Raw genomic sequence first — 16,795 nt, 5'->3', positions numbered from 1 at the left:
CACGGGAGTCATCCAAACAGGACAGCCGCTTCCCGGTACCGCGCTTCGGGTACCACTTTCAGGGCTCCGAGGGCCTGTTCCAGGTCAACCGGGATGATGTCTGTGCCCCGCAACGCAACCATCGTCCCCCACCTCCCGTCGGCTGCCAACTGGACGGCGGCGATGCCGAGTCGGGTGGCGAGTACACGGTCGAAGGCGGTGGGTTCACCTCCCCGCTGGATGTGGCCCAGAATGGTGGCCCGGGTTTCGATGCCTGTCCTGGCCTGGAGTTCCTCTTCCAGGAGGCGGCCGATGCCACCGAGACGGGGCCGGCCGAACGTATCCAGCCCGCGCGGCGCATACGGTGCAATCTGGCCCATGGGGGCAAATGCCTCGGCCACCACCACGAGGGGCGCCCGGCCGCGGTCACGGGCCGACAGCACCCAGGCGGCAACCTGCTCCAGGGAGACCGGGTGCTCCGGGACCAAGATGGCGTGCGCACCGGCAGCCATGCCCGCGTGCAGCGCAATCCAGCCTGCGTTTCGTCCCATGACTTCCGCCACCATGCACCGGTGGTGGGACTCACCGGTGGTCCGCAGCCGGTCCATGGCCTCGGTTGCCGTCTGGACGGCCGAGTCGAAACCGAACGTGTAATCCGTTGCACCCAGGTCGTTGTCGATCGTCTTGGGCACTCCGATGATGTGCAGGCCCTGCCGGCACAGCTCGCTGGCCGCCGCCAGGGTCCCCTCGCCGCCGATGGCAATGAGCCCGTCCAGGCCGTTGCGCCGGAAGCATTCGCGGACGGCCCCGGCTCCGCCGTTCCGCAGCGGATTGGTCCGGGACGTGCCCAGGACCGTTCCGCCCAGCCGCGAGATGCCACGTACGCTGTGCCGCGGCAGGGGAACAACCTCCTGTTCCAGGACTCCGCGCCAGCCGTCCCTGAACCCGACGAACCCGTAGCCGTGGACGATGTCTCCGGCGAGGACGGCGCCGCGGATCACGGCATTCACGCCGGGACAGTCGCCTCCACTGGTCAGGATGCCGAGGCGCCTCACGGCAGGGCCGGATCCGCTGCGGCCGCGAGCCGGAAGTTGCCGGACTCGCCCGGCATCAGGGTTGTATCCCTGCCGTTGACCCGCACACTGATGGGCGCGGCGTCCCCGGCTGCAGACACGATATGAAGGTGCCCGCCCTTGAGCCTGACGTTCAGATGGTGCCCCCGGTACCGGATGTGGAAGGCGACGCTCCGCAGTCCTGTGGGCATGTTAGGGGCGAATATGATGGTCTCCCCGCTTAGCCGCAGCCCGGCGAAGCTGCGCTGGATGACATCCACGGTCCCGGCCATGGCGCCGAGATGGATTCCAGACCGGGTGGTGCCGTGCTGGGTGTCGTCCAGGTCGGCGTCGAGCGCTTCACGGAAGCTGTCCCAGGCCCTGTCGGCGTCGAGGGCGGCGAGGACTGAAGCATGCGCAACGCGGCTCAGGGTGGAGCCGTGGGCCGTGCGGCCGAGGTAGTACTCAATGGTCAGGTTCAGCTGCTCCGCGGTGAACGTGTATCCCAGTTCGGCCAGGAGTCCGGTCAGTCCTTCCTGGCCCAGGAGATAGGGAAGCATCAGGACATCGGCCTGCTTGGCGAGCTTGTACCGGTTGGTGTCATCGCCCTCTGCTTCCAGGATCAGGTCCAACCGCTCGATGCTGTCATAGGTTTCCCGGTAGCGGTCCCAGTCCAGTTCGTTGAGCTGCCCGTAGCCGGCAAACTGGCTGATGACGCCGTCGGGGTGAAAGGGGACGAAGAACGCCCGGCCCACGCGCTCCCAGCCGGCGGCCTCATCGGCGCTGATGCCCAGCCGTGCCGCCAGCTCAGCCCGCTCTTCACCCTGGAATATGGCGACGATGTCCGCCGCCCGCAGGCAGGCCCAGGCAGCCATCACATTGGTGTAAGCGTTGTCGTCCAGTCCCGGCTCAGGGTTTCCCGGATACCCGGTGTGGTATTCATCCGGCCCCACCACGCCCTTGAGGTGATAGCGCGAAGTGTCCTGGCTGAACTCGGCACGGGAGGCGAAGAACCGGGCAACCTCGATGACCAGTTCGGCGCCCCGCCTGAGCAGCCAGGGTTTGTCATTGGTGGCCTGGTAGTACTGCCACGCGTTGAACGCCACCGCCAGGCCGGCGTGCAGCTGCAGGTGCGAATAGTCACGGACCCACCGGCCAGAGCGGTCGTTGTAGAGCCAGGTGGGCGTCTCCTCGGTCCCGTCGCTTCCGCTCTGCCAGGGAAACTTCGCCCCCGTGCAGCCCGCCAGTGCAGCGGCGTGGCGTGCGGCCGGCAGCCGGCGCCACCGGTAGTCGATCAGGGCGCGTGCCACGTCGGGCGTGCGCAGCGTCACCAGTGGCAGCACGAACAGCTCATCCCAGAAAACGTGGCCGCGATACCCCTCACCGTGGAGCCCGCGGGCAGTGACACCGGCATCCAGTTCAGCCGTATGGCGGGTCAGGGTTTGCAGGACATGGAAGATATGGAGGTTCAGGACCAGCCGCACCTGCCCTGGCGCGTCCATCTCCACCAGGTAGGGCGCCAACTCCCGGTGCCAGGCGTCGAGGTGGGCAGCCAGGAGCACGCCGGGGTCATCGCCGGCGCGGTGGAGCTCCCACCGCGCTGCGGATGCCGGGGATGAGATGGCGCGGTCCCGGGAGGTCACCACGGCGACAGCCTTGGTGATTGTTGACGGATTCCCGTCGGTGAGCGCCATCCGGAAGGACCGGTAGTGGAGCGCCCCGTCCCGGCCCTCTGCTGCCCCGGCTGCGATGCCGGCTCCCCGGGTGCGGAAAGCCACGGCGATCCGCACCAGGCTTTGCGTCGTTTCGGCCTCGACGACGGAGATGCCGTCATCCGGGACGTCACCGGGTGCGTCCCCGACGGCGGTGCGCTCGCCGGTGCGATCCGTCAGGTGGATCCCGGGACCGGCCTCCGGGCCGGGAATGTTGGCATTCCGGACCCCGGCGTTCACTCCGCTGCGCACCTCCACCGTGCCGCTCCAGCCCAGCGGCGTCACCTGCATGTCCAGCACCAGCAGATGCGGCTCGGCCATGGACGCGAAGCGGGTCTGGACCACCTCCAACCGTTTACCGTCGGCGGCCTCGAGCAGCATTCGCCGCTCAAGTACGGCCCTGCGCAGATCCAGCGAGCGCCGCTCGTGCAGGAGGGTCATGCCGCCGGCGGACCACCAACGCCCGCCGTCCATCTTCAGGTCAAGGGGAAGGCAGTCCGGAGCGTTGACCAGGTGTTCCTCCATGACCGTCTCGCCACCAGCTTCGGCTTCCGCCCTGTTGTACACTCCGGCGAGGTACATGCCGGCGTAGCTGGCGGGGCCGCCTTCCGAAGCTGCTCCCCGGACGGCCAGGTAGCCGTTGCCCAGGGTGGTGAGCGCTTCGCGGTGCCCTTCGTGGTCGGCGTCGAATCCTTCGAAAACCAGGTGCCAGGGATCGCCCAGCACCAGTCCCAGGTCCAGTTCCCCGACGTCGTTCAGGACCGCACCGGCACCTGCAGCTTCAAGGCCCCGCCGGGTGCCGCTCCGGTCAATACCCACCACCAGGCCGAAGCCGCCCCGCCGCGCCGCCTGGACGCCGGCCACCGAGTCCTCGATGACCACGGCATGGGATGGTGGAACACCCAGCCGGAACGCGGCGGCCAGGAAGACATCGGGCGCGGGTTTGCCCCGCAGCCCGAGCTTGGCCGCGGCCGCTCCGTCGAGGATGACGCTGAAGAGGTCAGCGATGCCGGCTGCATCCAGGACGAAGGACGCGTTGCGGCTGGAGGTCACCACGCCCGTGGGCACCCCGGCGTCGGCCAGCCGGTGCAGCAGCTGCATGGTGCCCGGATAGCTTTGGACGCCGTCCCTGCGCAGGTGTTCGAGGAACAACCGGTTCTTCAGGGCACCCAATCCAAATGCCGTCCAGGCGCCGGGCTGATCGTGGTCCGTTCCCCGGTCCACTGCAACTCCCCTGGCGGCCAGGAACTTCATGACGCCCTCCTCCCGGGGCAATCCGTCGATGAACGTCCGGTAATCGGCTTTGGACATCGGCGTGCGGCTGGCCGCGGCCGGGATCCGCGGGTCCTGGAAGATGCGGTCGAATGCTTCCTTCCAGGCGGCCTGGTGGAGCAGTGCGGTGTTGGTGATGACTCCGTCGAGGTCGAAAATGACCGCGTCGAACGGCGGCCTCGCGGCAGCTGCGGTGGGAGAACCGGTCATAGGACAGTGCTATCAGCAGGGTGTCCGGGGCAGCCAGTGCCGTTAGGCCCGCGGGGGCAGGCGCTGCTCGGCTGCAGCAATGACGGGCAGGGTTCGAAGGTAGGTGTCCGGGTTGAGGGACAAGGAATCGATGCCCTGGCCGACCAGGAATTCGGCGAGCTCCGGGTGGTTGCTGGGCCCCTGTCCGCAGATGCCGATTTTGATACCGGCAGCATGGGCCTTGGAAATCGCCTCGGCGATCATGGCGCAGACGGCCGGATCACGTTCATCGAAAAGTCCCGCCAGCTGTTCCGAGTCCCGGTCCACCCCCAGGACCAGCTGTGTCAGGTCGTTTGAGCCAATGGAAAAACCGTCAAACCGCTGGGCGAACTGCCCGGCCAGCACCACGTTCGAGGGGATTTCGCACATCATGTACAGCTGCAGGCCCGCTTCCCCGCGGACCAGACCGTGGCTGGCCAGGGCCTGGATCACTTGGTCGGCTTCGTGGACGGTGCGGCAGAAGGGGACCATCACGACGACGTTGGCGAAGCCGATCTGTTCCCGCACCCTTTTGAGGGCCCGGCATTCGAGGGCGAACCCTTCGCGGTAGTCCTCGCTGTAGTAGCGGGAGGCACCGCGGAACCCGAGCATGGGGTTTTCCTCGGAGCGTTCGAAGGCGCTGCCGCCGATCAGGTGGCTGTACTCGTTGGACTTGAAATCGCTGAGCCTGACGATGACGGGCTTGGGGTGGAACGGCGCGGCAATCTTGGCGATGCCGGTGGCCAGCGCGTCAACGAAGTATTCCTGGGGGTCGCTGTACCCACTGGTGAGTTGGCGGATGAGTGCGGCCTCGTCCTGGTCGGCCACCCGCTCGGGATGGACCAGGGCCATGGGGTGGATGCGGATGAGGTTGCTGATGATGAACTCCATCCGGGCAAGGCCAACACCGGCTGCGGGAAGCCGCCACCATTTGAAAGCCGCAGCAGGGCTGCCGATATTGACCATCACGTCCGTCCGGGTGGCGGGCAGCTGGTCCATATCGACGTCCTCCACCGTGTAGTCCAGCAGTCCCTCGTAGACGCGGCCCTCTTCCCCTTCCGCGCAGGACAGGGTGATGGGGGCGTCCTGGGGCAGGGTGTCCGTTGCGTTGCCGGTTCCGACGACGGCCGGAACGCCCAGTTCACGGCTGACAATGGCTGCGTGGCTGGTGGGTCCGCCGTGATCCGTGACGATGCCGGCGGCACGCTTCATGACAGGTACCCAGTCCGGGTCGGTCATCCGGGTGACCAGGACGGATCCTTCGGTGAATGATTCGATGTCCTTCGCGTCCCGGATGACGCAAACATTGCCCTTGGCGATGCTGTCCCCCACGGCCGCCCCCGCAGCGAGGACGTGCCCCTGCTGCTGCAGGTGGTAGGTGCGGAACATTGAGCTGCTTCGGCGGGCCTGGACCGTTTCGGGCCGGGCCTGGACCATGAACAGTTCGCCGGTCAGTCCGTCTTTGGCCCATTCCATGTCCATGGGGCGCCCGTAGTGCTCCTCCACGGCGGACGCCCACCGCGCCAGCAGGACGGCTTCGGCATCCGTCAACACCAGGGAGGCGCGCTCGCGTTCCGTGGTGTCCACCATCCGGGTGAGCGCGCTGCCGCCATGGCTGTAAACCATCTTCCGTTCCTTGGCACCGGTTTCCCGGGCGATCACCGGTGTGAAGCGGCTGTCAGCGAGCAGCGGCTTGAAAACCTGGTACTTGTCCGGGTTGATGGTTCCCTGCACCACTGTTTCCCCCAGCCCCCAGGCGGCGCTGATGAGCACCGCGTGTGGAAAGCCTGATTCGGTATCGATGGAGAACATGACCCCTGATGCCCCGACGTCGGAGCGCACCATGCGTTGGACCCCTACCGACAATGCAACATCGAGGTGTCCGTATCCTTTGATATCGCGGTAGCTGATGGCGCGGTCGGTGAACAGCGAGGCATAACAGCGCCGGCAGGCGTCGAGGACGGCCCGTTCCCCGGAGACGTTGAGGAAGGTCTCCTGCTGGCCGGCGAAACTGGCATCCGGCAGATCTTCGGCGGTGGCACTGCTGCGGACCGCCACCGGCACCTGCGCATGGCCGGCCCGTCGTGAAAGCTCCCGGTAGTGTCCACGGATCTCCGCGGCAATACCGCCCGGGAAGTCGGCGGCCAGGAACAGCTCCCTGATGGCGGCACCGGCCTGCCGGAGTGTGGCCCGGCCCTCCTGGTACTCCGCGATGCAGTCCCTGATGCGGGGCTCCAGGCCATTGTCTTTAAGGAAGGTCCGGTAGGCGTCAGCGGTGGTGGCGAACCCTTCGGGTACCTTGACCCCGGCCGATTGCAGCGATCTGCTCAGCTCACCGAGTGACGCGTTCTTGCCGCCCACCGAGGCGACGTCCCCGATTCCGGTGTCGCTGAACCATTTGATGTGCAGGTGGGTTCCGGAGGTCACGGACGGAGCAGTCATGCCTTGATTCTGGGCTGGTCTGGCATGCCGGGGCAGGGTCTTAGGTCCCCACGGGTCACGGCCGCGGCCGGCGGGGCCAGGCGGCCTTGTATACCCAGTCCGCTGCCAGGACGGCCGGTATAGCCAGGGACGCGGCAAGGAGGCCGGCCGGCGGGGGCGGGGCCTGTCCCAGCAGGCCCGCGGCCGGTGGAATGAACAGGCATGCTGCCAAGACCGCCAGTTCGGCAGCCACGGCCCACAGCAGCAGCCTGTTGGTGCCCCAGCCCAGCTGCCAGGGCAGTACCGTGGCGCTCCGGCAGGCAAAGGAGTTGGCCAGCTGTCCGAGGACCACCGCCGTAAAGGCCGTACCCGACGCCGCCAGGAGCAGGCCGGCTTCAGGAGGCCCGCCGCGGGTCCAGCCGCCGGCGAAGAGCACAGCGGAGAAGGCGGCCATTTCGACGGCGGCCTCAACGGGGCCAAGTACGCAAAACACGCGCACCATGAGTCGCCGGTCCATCAGGTGCCTCCGTTCCGGCGGCCGTGACAGTACGCGCTTGCCGGGAGCTTCAGCTCCCAGGGCGAGCGCCGGCAGCAGGTCGGTTCCGATGTCCAGGGCGAGGATCTGCAGCACGCCGAGGGCCAGCGGGAATTGGCCGCCCGAGAGCGCCCAGACAACGAAGGGCGTCAGCTCTGCCACATTGTCGGTCAGGTGGTACGTGAGGAAACGGTGGATGTTTGCGTAGGTTGCCCGGCCCTGTTCGATGGCCGCCACAATGGTGGCAAAGTGGTCATCGAGCAACACCAGGTCTGCCGCCTCCCGGGCCACATCGGTTCCGCTGAGGCCCATGGCCACGCCGATGTCCGCTTCCCGCAGGGCCGGCCCGTCGTTCACGCCGTCGCCGGTCATGGCCACCACATGTCCACGCGACTGCAGGGCCTTGGCCACCAGGAGCTTCTGTTCAGGCGACACCCTGCTGACCACAATCCCGTCCCGGTCCAGCAACGCTCCAAGCAGCTGCCAGTCCTCCGGGAGGCCGGAGCCTTCCACCACCATCTCCGGTGTTCCGGCCAGGCCGATCTCGCGGGCGATCGCCGCCGCGGTGGCAGGATGGTCGCCGGTGATCATGGCCACCTTGAGCCCGGCCTGCCGGGCTGTCCTGATGACGTCGCCCACACCGGGCCGGGGCGGATCGTGCAGGCCGATCAGGCCCAGCAGTTCCATGCCGCTCTCCAGGTCCTCCGCAGGCGTTGCCATGCTGTCCCCCGCCAACCCCGCAAGGTTGCGCCGTGCCACCGCAATCACCCGCAGGCCCCCGGACGCCATCAACAGAACCTGTTCCCCGACCAGCGTGCCGACGTCCGCGCACAACGGCAGCACGGCCTCCGGTGCCCCCTTGCAGAAGAGATCCTGGCCCACGATGGCCGACTCCCGGCGTCGTACCGGATCAAACGCCATGCGTCGCGCAGGCGGTGTCTCGGACCCGTGGCTGCCCGAGAGCCGCCGCGCCAGGGCGTCGATTGCTGCCTCCATCGGGTCGCCCGAAGCCTGCCACTCGCCATTGCGGAGCACCGCCCGGCCCTGCGACGCTGCACGGGCGGCGAGCGCCGCCTCCGCGGCCGCCTCCTGCCCGCCGCCCTGTACCGACCCGGCCGGTCCGTATCCCTCCCCCGCCACATGGATGGTTCCGGCGGGCGTGTGGACCTGGACGGCGTTCATCCGGTTCTGGGTGAGGGTCCCCGTCTTGTCGGTGCAGATGAAGGTGGTTGATCCCAGCGTTTCAACGGCCTCCAGGTTGCGCACCAGTGCGTTCCTGGCAGCCATCCGCTGGGCGCCCATCGCCAGCGACAGGGTGACTGTGGGCAGGAGGCCTTCCGGGACGAGCGCGACAGCCACCCCGATGGCGAACAGGAACGAGTCGCGCCAGGCGATTCCCGCCACCAGGGAGACCAGGAAAAACAGGCAGGCGATGCCCAGGGCCACCAGGACCACCAGCCGCACGATCCTGCGCAGCTCGAGGGACAACGGCGTGGGTGGTGGCAGGGCAGCGCTGGTCAGTGCGGCGATCCCGGCCAGGCGAGTTGCGGTGCCGGTAGCGGTAACGGTGGCTTCGGCGTCGCCGTTGACCAGGAAGGTGCCGCCCCAGGCGGGGTCGCCGCCGGTTTTGGGGACCGGCGCGCTCTCGCCGGTCAGCATGGATTCATCAACGGCACAGGCCGCGGCCCCAAGCAGGATGACGTCGGCGGGGATCCGGTCGCCGGCCGTCAGGAGCACCACGTCATCCGTGACCAGGTCGCTGGCGTGGACAGTCCGGTCCTGTCCGTCCCGCCGTACCCGGACGTCGGCGGGCAGCAGGCCCCGCAACCTTGCGGCGGCGTGCTGGGCGCGTTCCTGCTGAATGTGCGCGAAGACGCCGTTGACGATGACGACGACGATGATCGCCACGCCCAGTTGCGGCATGTCGGCAACGAAAGCCAGGGCAGCGGCCACCCACAGCATGAGGGCGAAGAAGTGGGTCAGCTCCGCCCAGAGCTTACGCCACTGCGGGACGGGCTTCTCACCCGGCAGGACGTTGGGTCCGGCACGTTTGAGCAGTTCCGCTGCCTGCTCAGTTGTGAGGCCTGCCGCGGCCATCACACGCTGTCCGGCTCCTGCCCCACCAGGACCACCGGGCACACTGACCGTGCGGCGCAGGCCTTGCTGACCGAGCCCATGGACGTGCCGGGGAAGCCTCCTTCACCATGCCTGCCCACCACCAGCAGCTGCGCCCGTTTGCTCTCTTCCACGAGGACTTTTCCGGGCGCTCCGAACCTGACCGTCACGTCGATGGCCGTGGGCCGGCCGCCGGTGAACGCCCGGCCGAGGGCGTCCTCCACCAGGCGCCGGGCGGTGTCCTCCAGCCCGGCCGTCAACGGGTGCTCGCTGCTCTCAAGGTGGGATATCACCAGGTAGTCGGGCATGCCGATGCAGCTGATGACCTCCAGCCGGGCGCCCAGCCGGGCGGCGAGGGTTCCGGCGTACCGGAGGGCAGCCGAGGAGAATTCGGACCCGTCAACACCCACGATGACGGGCCGGGAAGCTGATTCTTCGTTCATATCCACTACATTCGCCACGACGGTGGGCGGCCCGGAAGTGCCAAAGGTCATGCCGGCGTTGCCGGCCGCACGGTGGCTCCGTGCAGGGCCCGCAGCCCGTTCAGGATGGTGGCCAGGTCCACGAGCTCCTGGAGGAGGGCACCGGTGACGGCGGGAATGTAGCCGGTCATGGCCACGGCCATCAGCCCCACGCTTAGCCCGATGCCTGTCCAGATGCTGACAAGTGCCACCGACATGGTGCGTTGCCCGATCGCCACCGCCAGGGCAACCTTTGACAGGTCATCAAGCATCACCACCACGTCAGCGGATTCGCTGGCAGCTGTAGCGCCCCTGGCGCCCATGGCGATGCCCACGTCCGCTGCCGCGAGCACCGGCGCGTCGTTGACGCCGTCGCCCACCATGAGCACGGGCCGCTCCCGGACGGCCGCCACGGCCTGGACCTTGTCCTCCGGCAGGCAGTCCGCCTGCACCCTGGTGATGCCGGCTTCCCTGGCGATGTATGCGGCGGTGGCGCCGGCGTCGCCGGTCAGCAGCACGGTGTGTTGGACCCCGAGCCGCTGCAGCTGGTCAAGCGTTCCCACCGCGTTGGCGCGCAGTGGGTCTTTCATGATCAGCGCTCCGGCATATGTCCCGTTGATGGCCACGTGCACCGCCAGCTGGCCGCTGCGGAGCGACGCTTCGCGGAACCCGGCCGCGGCTTTCACCAGGCCAGCCTTCCCCACCACCACGGTGTCGTCCCCGCAGACGGCCTCCACACCGTGGGTGGCGTGCTCGATGGCCTCCGTCACCGGCAGAAGCTCCAGGTTGCGCTGGGCGGCCGCCTCGATGACGGAGGCAGCCAGGACGTGGGAAGAATACTGTTCGGCGGAGGCAGCCAGCTGCAGGATACGGGCCGGGTCGAAGGCAGGCCCGGCACCGGATCCCGCGGCAGGTGCCGCCTGCACCGTATCCAGGACGGGGCGTCCCGATGTCAGTGTTCCGGTCTTGTCGAAGACCGCCGTCCGGGCGCGGGCCAGCTGTTCCAGCGTGCCGGTGTTCTTGATGATGATGCCCTTGTGCGCCGCCTGGCTGGTGCCGGCGAGGAATGCCACGGGTGCGGCGATCAGGAGCGGGCACGGCGTGGCCACCACCAGGACCTGGGCAAACCGGACGGGGTCTGCCGAGAGGAACCAGGCGGTGGCGGCCATGGCCACCGCGAGCGCGGTGAAGGGAACGGCGTACCGGTCCGCCAGGCGCACCACCGGCGCCCGGCTGGAGGAAGCCTCCTCCACCAGGGCGATGATGCGGCTGTACTGCGAATCGGCCGCAGTGGCCGCCGCCCGCACCCTGATAGCTGCCTCGCCGTTGACGGAGCCGCTGAGCAGGAGATCTCCGCGCACCCTTTCCACGGGCAGGCTCTCGCCGGTCAGGGACGATTCGTCCATGCTGGCCTCCCCGGACAGGAGCTCGCCGTCCACCGGGACCAGTTCGGAGGGCCGCACCACCAGGATGTCGCCCGGCAGCACGTCACCGATGGGGGTGTCGTCCAGTACCGATCCGTCGGTTTCCCGGTGGGCGTAGCGGGGAGCCCTGTCCAGCAGGGACCTCAGTTCGCGGACGGCGCGGCCCTGGGCGAACGTTTCCAGCGCCTCGCCGCCGGCAAGCATGAGGATGACTACCAGGGCTGCCAGGTACTCGCCCACGGCCACCGTGCTCGCGACGGCCATGAGCGCCAGCACGTCGATCCCCCAGCGCCCCTCCCGGAGGGACCGGACCATCGCCACCGCGCGGAACACGGCCACGAGGGCTGCATAGGCGGACGCACCCAGCCGCGCCGGCTCTTCCCGCCCGGCGAGCAGCAGCCCCAGGGTGGCGGCGAGCACCAGGCAGGTCAGGAACACCAAGGGGTACAGGCGGACCTGGGCCAGCATCCTGGTCAGCAGCGCATTGCGCGGTGCCGGGCTGTCGCCGGCCGTCCCGGGCCCTGCGATCACGCCCGGCGGGGACGGCTGTCCCTTAGGCAAGGTCCGCCCGCGGGGCATCGTCCAGGTGGTTCCACCACGTCAGCGGGGAAGTAACCACGAACCGCCTGCCGGTCACGGACCTGGGGACGATCCGTACAAAGTGGTCTTTGGGTCCCGCCTGCCACGGAAACAAAACAAGCCCCACGCCCTTCATCAGGTCCGGGGACGGTTCCAGGACCACGGCGCGGCCCTTGACCTCCACGCTCCATGCCCGCCGCGGTTCGCCTCCGGTGCCGTCAGCTTCGAGGGCGACGGCGGCGTCCCCGGCCAGGGCGGCCAGTTGTGTTCCTTCGCCGGTACGGAACACCAGGGCCCCGTTGTCCACTTTGTAGTTGACCGGGAAGATTTCAGGATGCCCGTCCACCAGGACCGCCAGGTGTCCCACTGACACTTCGCGCAGGAGCTCCCAGCAGGCATCGGCGCTGAGCACCTCCATCTCCGGGGCGGCTGAACTGTTGTGCATACAGCCGAACGTAGTGGCCGCGGCGCAGCTGCACTAGGGCATTACGGCCCGGGCGCGGTGTGCTGCCGGGGTGCACCGGCACCATACGGTCTTTGGGCCCTGTTGGTACCCCGGCAGGGCTTCTAGGATCTGCACATGACCGATAAGAACATGGTGCCCGAAGCTGAAGTCCTCGATACCGACGAGTGCTGGCGGTTGCTGGAAAACACGAGTGTTGGACGCCTGGCCGTGGTGGTTGATGGCCAGCCGGACGTCTTCCCGGTGAGCTTCAAGCCCGACGGCGGCGGCCTGCTGTTCCGCACCGGCAGCGGAACCAAGCTCGATGCCATGGAAGCGAACTCGCTGGTTGCCCTCGAAGCCGACAGCGTGAGCGGCGAGTTCGGGCTGGCCTGGAGTGTTGTGGTCAAGGGCAAAGCAGTCCAGGACGATGCCTCGGGCACTTCGCTCAACGACACCCGCCGCGGGCTGTTTCCCTGGCAGGGTGTGGGCCAGGAGCACCTGATCCGCATAGTTCCCCAATCGGTAACCGGCAGGAAGTTCACCCTGTCTGCAACAGGGACCTGGCGGACCACCCTGAACGACGCCACCCGGGCAGGGCTCGAATAGCCGCATGCGCCCGGAGCCGGGATGCGGTCCGTGGACTGTGGAGCGGTTCTTTGCCGGCTCCCCTGATGCCCTCGCGGTGTACGGGGAAGTCAGCCGCATCGCCTCATCCTTCGGCGACGTCGAGGTACGTGCCTCCAAAAGCCAGGTCGCGTTCCGGAGGCGGCGCGGTTTTGCCTACCTGTGGCTGCCCGGCATGTACCTGAGGTCCGCGGTTGCCGTTGTCCTTTCACTGGCGCTCCCTTTTGAGTCTGCGTCCCCGCGGTTCAAGGAAATAGCCCATCCCTCACCCTCGATCTGGATGCACCACATTGAAATAACGGACGCCAGCCAAGTGGACGCCGCGGTAGCCGGGTGGATGCGCCAGGCCTACGACTTTGCGGCGTAGATGCAGGCGCCTGCCGGGCCTTGCGTGCCCACCGCTTTAGGGGCCTAAGCCCCTGAAAGGCCCGGCAGCGAAAGCGGCACCATGGTGCCATGAACAGCTCCAGCACCAACGGCGACGCCGGCCTCCCGCTCCGGCAAGTGCACCTCGCAGAGCAGGCGGTCGCCGTCGTCCGTGAACACGTCCGCATGGATGCGCTCCCGGACTTCTTCGGCCGGGCCTTCAGCAGCGTCATGGCGGCAGCGCACCGGCAGGGGGCCACCCCGGCCGGGCCGCCTTTCGCGCGATACCACGGCATGCCCGGCGAAACTGTGGACGTGGAGGCCGGTTTCCCCATCACCGGCACGTTCACCACCGCCGATGGCGTCCAGGCCGGAACGCTGCCGGAGGCCGATGCCCTGGAAGCGATCCACACCGGCCCCTACGACACCCTCCAGCAAACATACGGGGCGATCCAGCAGCAGAAGCGGGCAGACGGGCTCACACCGGCAGACAGCATGTGGGAGTACTACCTCAGCGACCCGGAGAAGGAACCGGATCCGGCCGCGTGGCAGACCAGGGTCATATGGCCTGTTATCGACCGGACCGGTTAGTTCCCATGGCCCGCATCACGTCAGCTGCCGTGAACAAGCGCGCCGCAGGCACCGGCCGGGAGTGGAGACCCCTGTTTGTCTGCGCTGGGGCGGCGGCAATCCTCTTCGTGGTCCTGCTGATCACAGCCCTGGCCCTGGACTTCGCTGCGCCGCCCCCTGTGGATGGCGGCGCTCAAACGCTGGAGTTCATTGCCGGGCACAAGGCGGCTTATGTTGCCGAGCAGATCCTGTGGATCCTGCCGAACATCCTCGCCGTACTGGTCTTCACCGCACTCTTCGTGGCCGTACTCCCAACACAGAAAAGCCTCAGCGTGGTGGCACTGGTGGCCGGCGCCCTGCCCTGGGCGCTGTTCCTGGCCGTTCCGGTCAGCAGCCGCGGATCACTCAACCTGGTCTACCTCAGTGACCGCTACATGGCCGCGTCCACAGCTGAGGGCCGGAGGATCTTCGCCACCGCCGCTGAAGCCATCATTGCCGAAAACAACACCCCCGCACTTATCGGTGCACTGTCGGCCGTGGGCATCCTCCTCATGGCCATCGCGATGAACCGCACGCCGTCCGGGCAGTTCCCCCGCTGGGTTGCGTGGCTGGGCATGGCCACCGGAGCGCTGGGCATCGCCAGTGAAATCCTGCGCTACGCCGTGCCGGAATTCTACTGGGGTTACGGCGTCCTGCTGTGGGCGTGGTTCGTTTCCACCGGCATTGCGCTGATCCGGATGCCGGTCACTGCCACACAGCACCGCGCACCCGCGGAGGACTAGGAGCGGCCCCCGCCCTCCGGCGTCGTACTCCGCTGCTTCAGGAGCGTCCGCAGCTCCTCCAGCAACTCAAGCTGCTGGCTGTTGATGGCCATCAGCGGGTCGATTTCCCCTTTCGACTGCATGTCCGTCTCAAGGTCGTGCCGTGCCATGGCAGCTGCAATCGCATCCTGCCGTTTGGCGGCAATGAGGAGGATGGCGCCCTGCAGTCCCGCCAGCATGGAGAGGAAGAGGTTCAGGAGGATGTACGGGTACGGATCCCAGGCAGTGGCCGTCAGCAGGTAGGTATTCACGGCAGCCCATGCGGCCATAAAGGCCATGAAGAGACCCACGAAAGTCCAGCTGCCCATCCCGTTCCGAAGGACGTCTGCCGCCCGCTCGCCCCGGCTCAGGCCCTCCTTGTGCCGGGCGTGCCACGTTGTTCTGCGCTCGCTCATGAGCCAAGGGTATGCGGCCAGGTGCAACTGATGGCCCCTGCGGCTTGCGGCGACAGATCGCGTGCGGAACGCCACCCCTGGCGGCGCCTGCCGGGCCTCAGAAACTGGAAGAACTTCCGGAACCGGAGAAGCTGCCGCCGCTGCTTCCGTACCCGGTGGTGCTTCCGCCGCCGCCCCGCGCGGAGCTGACACTGTTGACGCCGGTGTTGAGCCCCGAACTGAAGGCCGCGACGTTGAAGAAGTGGTAGGACGGGTAGACGGTCCCCAGGATGCTGGGCTCATACGTCCGGCGGCGGCTGCGCCCCAGGCCGTCCTGGGCCGTCTCCATCTGTTGGCGCATGAGTTTGGCTTCGCGTTCGTTCTTCGCGAAGCCGGCTATCACCGTTGCGGCATGATCCTCCAGGAGCCCGGCCAGCCTGCTGCGTGCTTCGTTGAGGCGGTCCAGCGCAGTTTCGGGGGTGATCCGTTCCTCGGCCAGTTCCGCGGTCCACCGCTCTATGTCGCGCAGGCTGTGGTCCCGGAAGGATCGCAGCGCCGCGGCGGTGGCCGAGTCCCCCTGGCCATGGTGTTTGGTCAGCAGCCGTTCCAGCCCGGACAGGTCTTCGCGGAAGGGCGCGAGCTGGCGGTCCCAGGCGGCGGGCCAGGTGGCGGCCCGGTTGAGGAAGGCGTTAGTGTCCGCGATGACGTCATCGAGTGCATCGAGTTCGGTGGCCGCATCGGCGTATTCGCGGGTGATTTTCAGGTTCCCGCGGCGGCCCAGCGAGCGTTGGCTGAGCGCGTGCACCCTGTTGGAAAGATCGGTGGCGGCGGTGTACCGGTTCAGGAACGTGCGGTGCTTTTCCAGGACCTGGCTGCCGTAGCGGGAGGATTCCGGGATGGTGCCGGCGTTGAGCTCCGTGACGTCCAGGTCCATGCTGACGCTGGCGTAGCTCCGGTCGCCGCGCTCAATCTCCTTCCGGCTGGCGGACCTGGTCACGGCGCGGACAATCAGCCAGGCGCCGGCGCCGAGGGCGGCGATCCCGCCGCTGACCCAGGCCGTGACCAGGAAGGCAGCCGACTGGTACCACGGCTGGTTGATCAGCTGCGCGGCACGCCGTACCCCCGCGATGGTGCCATCCGTCCACTGGGCATCACGGAACAGTTCCTTGGTGGCGTCCTGGATGTCGCTTCGCTGCTCGAGCGAGACCTTGCGGTCTTCACCCATGTACGTCCCCACGTGGCGGCCCACGGGGTCCAGGGCAAAGATGAACAGCCCGTCCGCCCACTTCTGCCCGTCCCCGCTGATCCATTCTGGACGCTCGGCGCGGGCGAACCGCAGCACTTCCTCGTTGAGGTTGTCTTCGGCCCGCCCGTTGTAGGTGTAGACCGCAACAGTAGTGGGCTCGTGGAAGTCCATCGCTTCAACAGCCGGGACCAGGGTGTTCCGGTCAAGCACTCCGGCGGTGTCCTCAACTACCAAGGATGACGGCGGAACCGCGAGCGCCGGGGCTCCGTTGCCAAGCATCAGCGCGGCCAGGAACAGCAGCAGCCCTGCCATCCTGGGCACCGTTTCCCGGCGCCGGGAAGTGTCGTTTACTGTCAGCGGCATCCGTGACCCCCATCGAAGTTGTCCTGGTCCATTCGTATCAGCGGGCAACACTCCTGACCAGCGGGAACAGAACTTCCGGGCGCTGGGTTCAAGCGTCGCCCGGATCCATCCTCCGCGTCCAGGGTCCTTGGTCCCGCAGCGTCACAGGGCCGGGATACGGTCCGGAAGCCCGGGTCCTAAGACCCTTTCCGCGGAAGAACCGGTCTTC

Annotated in this window: 13 protein-coding genes; 4 read left to right on the top strand and 9 right to left on the bottom strand. The window is 67.8% G+C overall.

What is annotated here, in order from left to right; translation table 11 throughout:
• Positions 1 to 8: 8 nt before the first annotated feature.
• The 7 genes from QE394_RS18600 to QE394_RS18570 form a co-directional block, all read right to left on the bottom strand.
• The gene (locus tag QE394_RS18600; RefSeq protein ID WP_268157421.1) at positions 9 to 1,034 is read right to left on the bottom strand and encodes an ATP-dependent 6-phosphofructokinase; all 1,026 of its coding nucleotides are present in this window, start codon (positions 1,032 to 1,034) and stop codon (positions 9 to 11) included.
• Positions 1,031 to 4,225, bottom strand: a complete 3,195-nt coding sequence (locus tag QE394_RS18595) for an HAD-IA family hydrolase (RefSeq protein ID WP_349035231.1) — start codon at positions 4,223 to 4,225, stop codon at positions 1,031 to 1,033. Before QE394_RS18595 ends, QE394_RS18600 begins: the two co-directional genes overlap by 4 nt.
• Before the next feature lie 42 nt (positions 4,226 to 4,267).
• The gene (ppsA, locus tag QE394_RS18590) at positions 4,268 to 6,685 is read right to left on the bottom strand and encodes a phosphoenolpyruvate synthase (RefSeq protein ID WP_268157417.1); all 2,418 of its coding nucleotides are present in this window, start codon (positions 6,683 to 6,685) and stop codon (positions 4,268 to 4,270) included.
• A 55-nt stretch (positions 6,686 to 6,740) separates the two neighbouring features.
• A complete protein-coding gene (locus QE394_RS18585; protein ID WP_349035438.1) occupies positions 6,741 to 9,296 on the bottom strand; it encodes a cation-transporting P-type ATPase in 2,556 nt (851 codons plus the stop codon).
• Complete coding sequence (locus QE394_RS18580; RefSeq protein ID WP_349035230.1) at positions 9,296 to 9,757, bottom strand: universal stress protein; 462 nt, start codon at positions 9,755 to 9,757, stop codon at positions 9,296 to 9,298. The genes QE394_RS18585 and QE394_RS18580 overlap by 1 nt, the downstream gene beginning before the upstream one ends.
• Before the next feature lie 47 nt (positions 9,758 to 9,804).
• Positions 9,805 to 11,667 carry a heavy metal translocating P-type ATPase gene (locus QE394_RS18575; protein ID WP_349035437.1) on the bottom strand — a complete coding sequence of 621 codons (1,863 nt, stop codon included), beginning with the start codon at positions 11,665 to 11,667 and terminating at the stop codon, positions 9,805 to 9,807.
• Between the two features lie 85 nt (positions 11,668 to 11,752).
• On the bottom strand, positions 11,753 to 12,223 hold the full coding sequence (locus QE394_RS18570; RefSeq protein WP_349035229.1) for a pyridoxamine 5'-phosphate oxidase family protein: 471 nt from the start codon (positions 12,221 to 12,223) through the stop codon (positions 11,753 to 11,755).
• A gap of 135 nt (positions 12,224 to 12,358) precedes the next feature.
• Here QE394_RS18570 and QE394_RS18565 point away from each other — a divergent pair, with 135 nt between their 5' ends.
• The 4 genes from QE394_RS18565 to QE394_RS18550 all read left to right on the top strand — a co-directional run bounded on the left by QE394_RS18565 (position 12,359) and on the right by QE394_RS18550 (position 14,565).
• The gene (locus QE394_RS18565) at positions 12,359 to 12,829 is read left to right on the top strand and encodes a pyridoxamine 5'-phosphate oxidase family protein (protein WP_349035228.1); all 471 of its coding nucleotides are present in this window, start codon (positions 12,359 to 12,361) and stop codon (positions 12,827 to 12,829) included.
• 4 nt (positions 12,830 to 12,833) lie between these two features.
• The gene (locus QE394_RS18560; protein WP_056079625.1) at positions 12,834 to 13,214 is read left to right on the top strand and encodes a DUF5655 domain-containing protein; all 381 of its coding nucleotides are present in this window, start codon (positions 12,834 to 12,836) and stop codon (positions 13,212 to 13,214) included.
• Positions 13,215 to 13,303: 89 nt separating this feature from the next.
• A complete protein-coding gene (locus QE394_RS18555) occupies positions 13,304 to 13,804 on the top strand; it encodes a GyrI-like domain-containing protein (protein ID WP_349035227.1) in 501 nt (166 codons plus the stop codon).
• A gap of 5 nt (positions 13,805 to 13,809) precedes the next feature.
• Positions 13,810 to 14,565, top strand: a complete 756-nt coding sequence (locus tag QE394_RS18550; RefSeq protein ID WP_056079631.1) for a DUF4386 family protein — start codon at positions 13,810 to 13,812, stop codon at positions 14,563 to 14,565.
• On the opposite strand, the gene QE394_RS18545 is transcribed toward QE394_RS18550, so the two are convergent.
• Positions 14,562 to 14,999, bottom strand: a complete 438-nt coding sequence (locus QE394_RS18545) for a DUF1003 domain-containing protein (RefSeq protein WP_349035226.1) — start codon at positions 14,997 to 14,999, stop codon at positions 14,562 to 14,564. The two genes, QE394_RS18550 and QE394_RS18545, sit on opposite strands and share 4 nt — an antisense overlap.
• Positions 15,000 to 15,096: 97 nt before the next feature.
• A complete protein-coding gene (locus QE394_RS18540; protein WP_349035225.1) occupies positions 15,097 to 16,587 on the bottom strand; it encodes a DUF5129 domain-containing protein in 1,491 nt (496 codons plus the stop codon).
• Positions 16,588 to 16,795 lie beyond the last annotated feature (208 nt).

Source organism: Pseudarthrobacter sp. SORGH_AS 212, from assembly GCF_030818145.1.
Classification (GTDB): domain Bacteria; phylum Actinomycetota; class Actinomycetes; order Actinomycetales; family Micrococcaceae; genus Arthrobacter.
The sequence above is the reverse complement of the archived record's forward strand: the minus strand, read 5'-3'. Positions and strand labels throughout refer to the sequence as shown.

Excerpts from the sequence above, each read along its gene's own strand:
- QE394_RS18585 (WP_349035438.1), bottom strand. The coding sequence starts at position 9,296 with ATGGCCGCGGCAGGCCTCACAACTGAGCAGGCAGCGGAACTGCTCAAA.
- QE394_RS18570 (WP_349035229.1), bottom strand. The coding sequence starts at position 12,223 with ATGCACAACAGTTCAGCCGCCCCGGAGATGGAGGTGCTCAGCGCCGAT.
- QE394_RS18565 (WP_349035228.1), top strand. The coding sequence starts at position 12,359 with ATGACCGATAAGAACATGGTGCCCGAAGCTGAAGTCCTCGATACCGAC.
- QE394_RS18545 (WP_349035226.1), bottom strand. The coding sequence starts at position 14,999 with ATGAGCGAGCGCAGAACAACGTGGCACGCCCGGCACAAGGAGGGCCTG.
- ppsA (WP_268157417.1), bottom strand. The coding sequence starts at position 6,685 with ATGACTGCTCCGTCCGTGACCTCCGGAACCCACCTGCACATCAAATGG.
- QE394_RS18580 (WP_349035230.1), bottom strand. The coding sequence starts at position 9,757 with ATGAACGAAGAATCAGCTTCCCGGCCCGTCATCGTGGGTGTTGACGGG.
- QE394_RS18540 (WP_349035225.1), bottom strand. The coding sequence starts at position 16,587 with ATGCCGCTGACAGTAAACGACACTTCCCGGCGCCGGGAAACGGTGCCC.
- QE394_RS18560 (WP_056079625.1), top strand. The coding sequence starts at position 12,834 with ATGCGCCCGGAGCCGGGATGCGGTCCGTGGACTGTGGAGCGGTTCTTT.
- QE394_RS18575 (WP_349035437.1), bottom strand. The coding sequence starts at position 11,667 with ATGCTGGCCCAGGTCCGCCTGTACCCCTTGGTGTTCCTGACCTGCCTG.
- QE394_RS18595 (WP_349035231.1), bottom strand. The coding sequence starts at position 4,225 with ATGACCGGTTCTCCCACCGCAGCTGCCGCGAGGCCGCCGTTCGACGCG.
- QE394_RS18550 (WP_056079631.1), top strand. The coding sequence starts at position 13,810 with ATGGCCCGCATCACGTCAGCTGCCGTGAACAAGCGCGCCGCAGGCACC.
- QE394_RS18555 (WP_349035227.1), top strand. The coding sequence starts at position 13,304 with ATGAACAGCTCCAGCACCAACGGCGACGCCGGCCTCCCGCTCCGGCAA.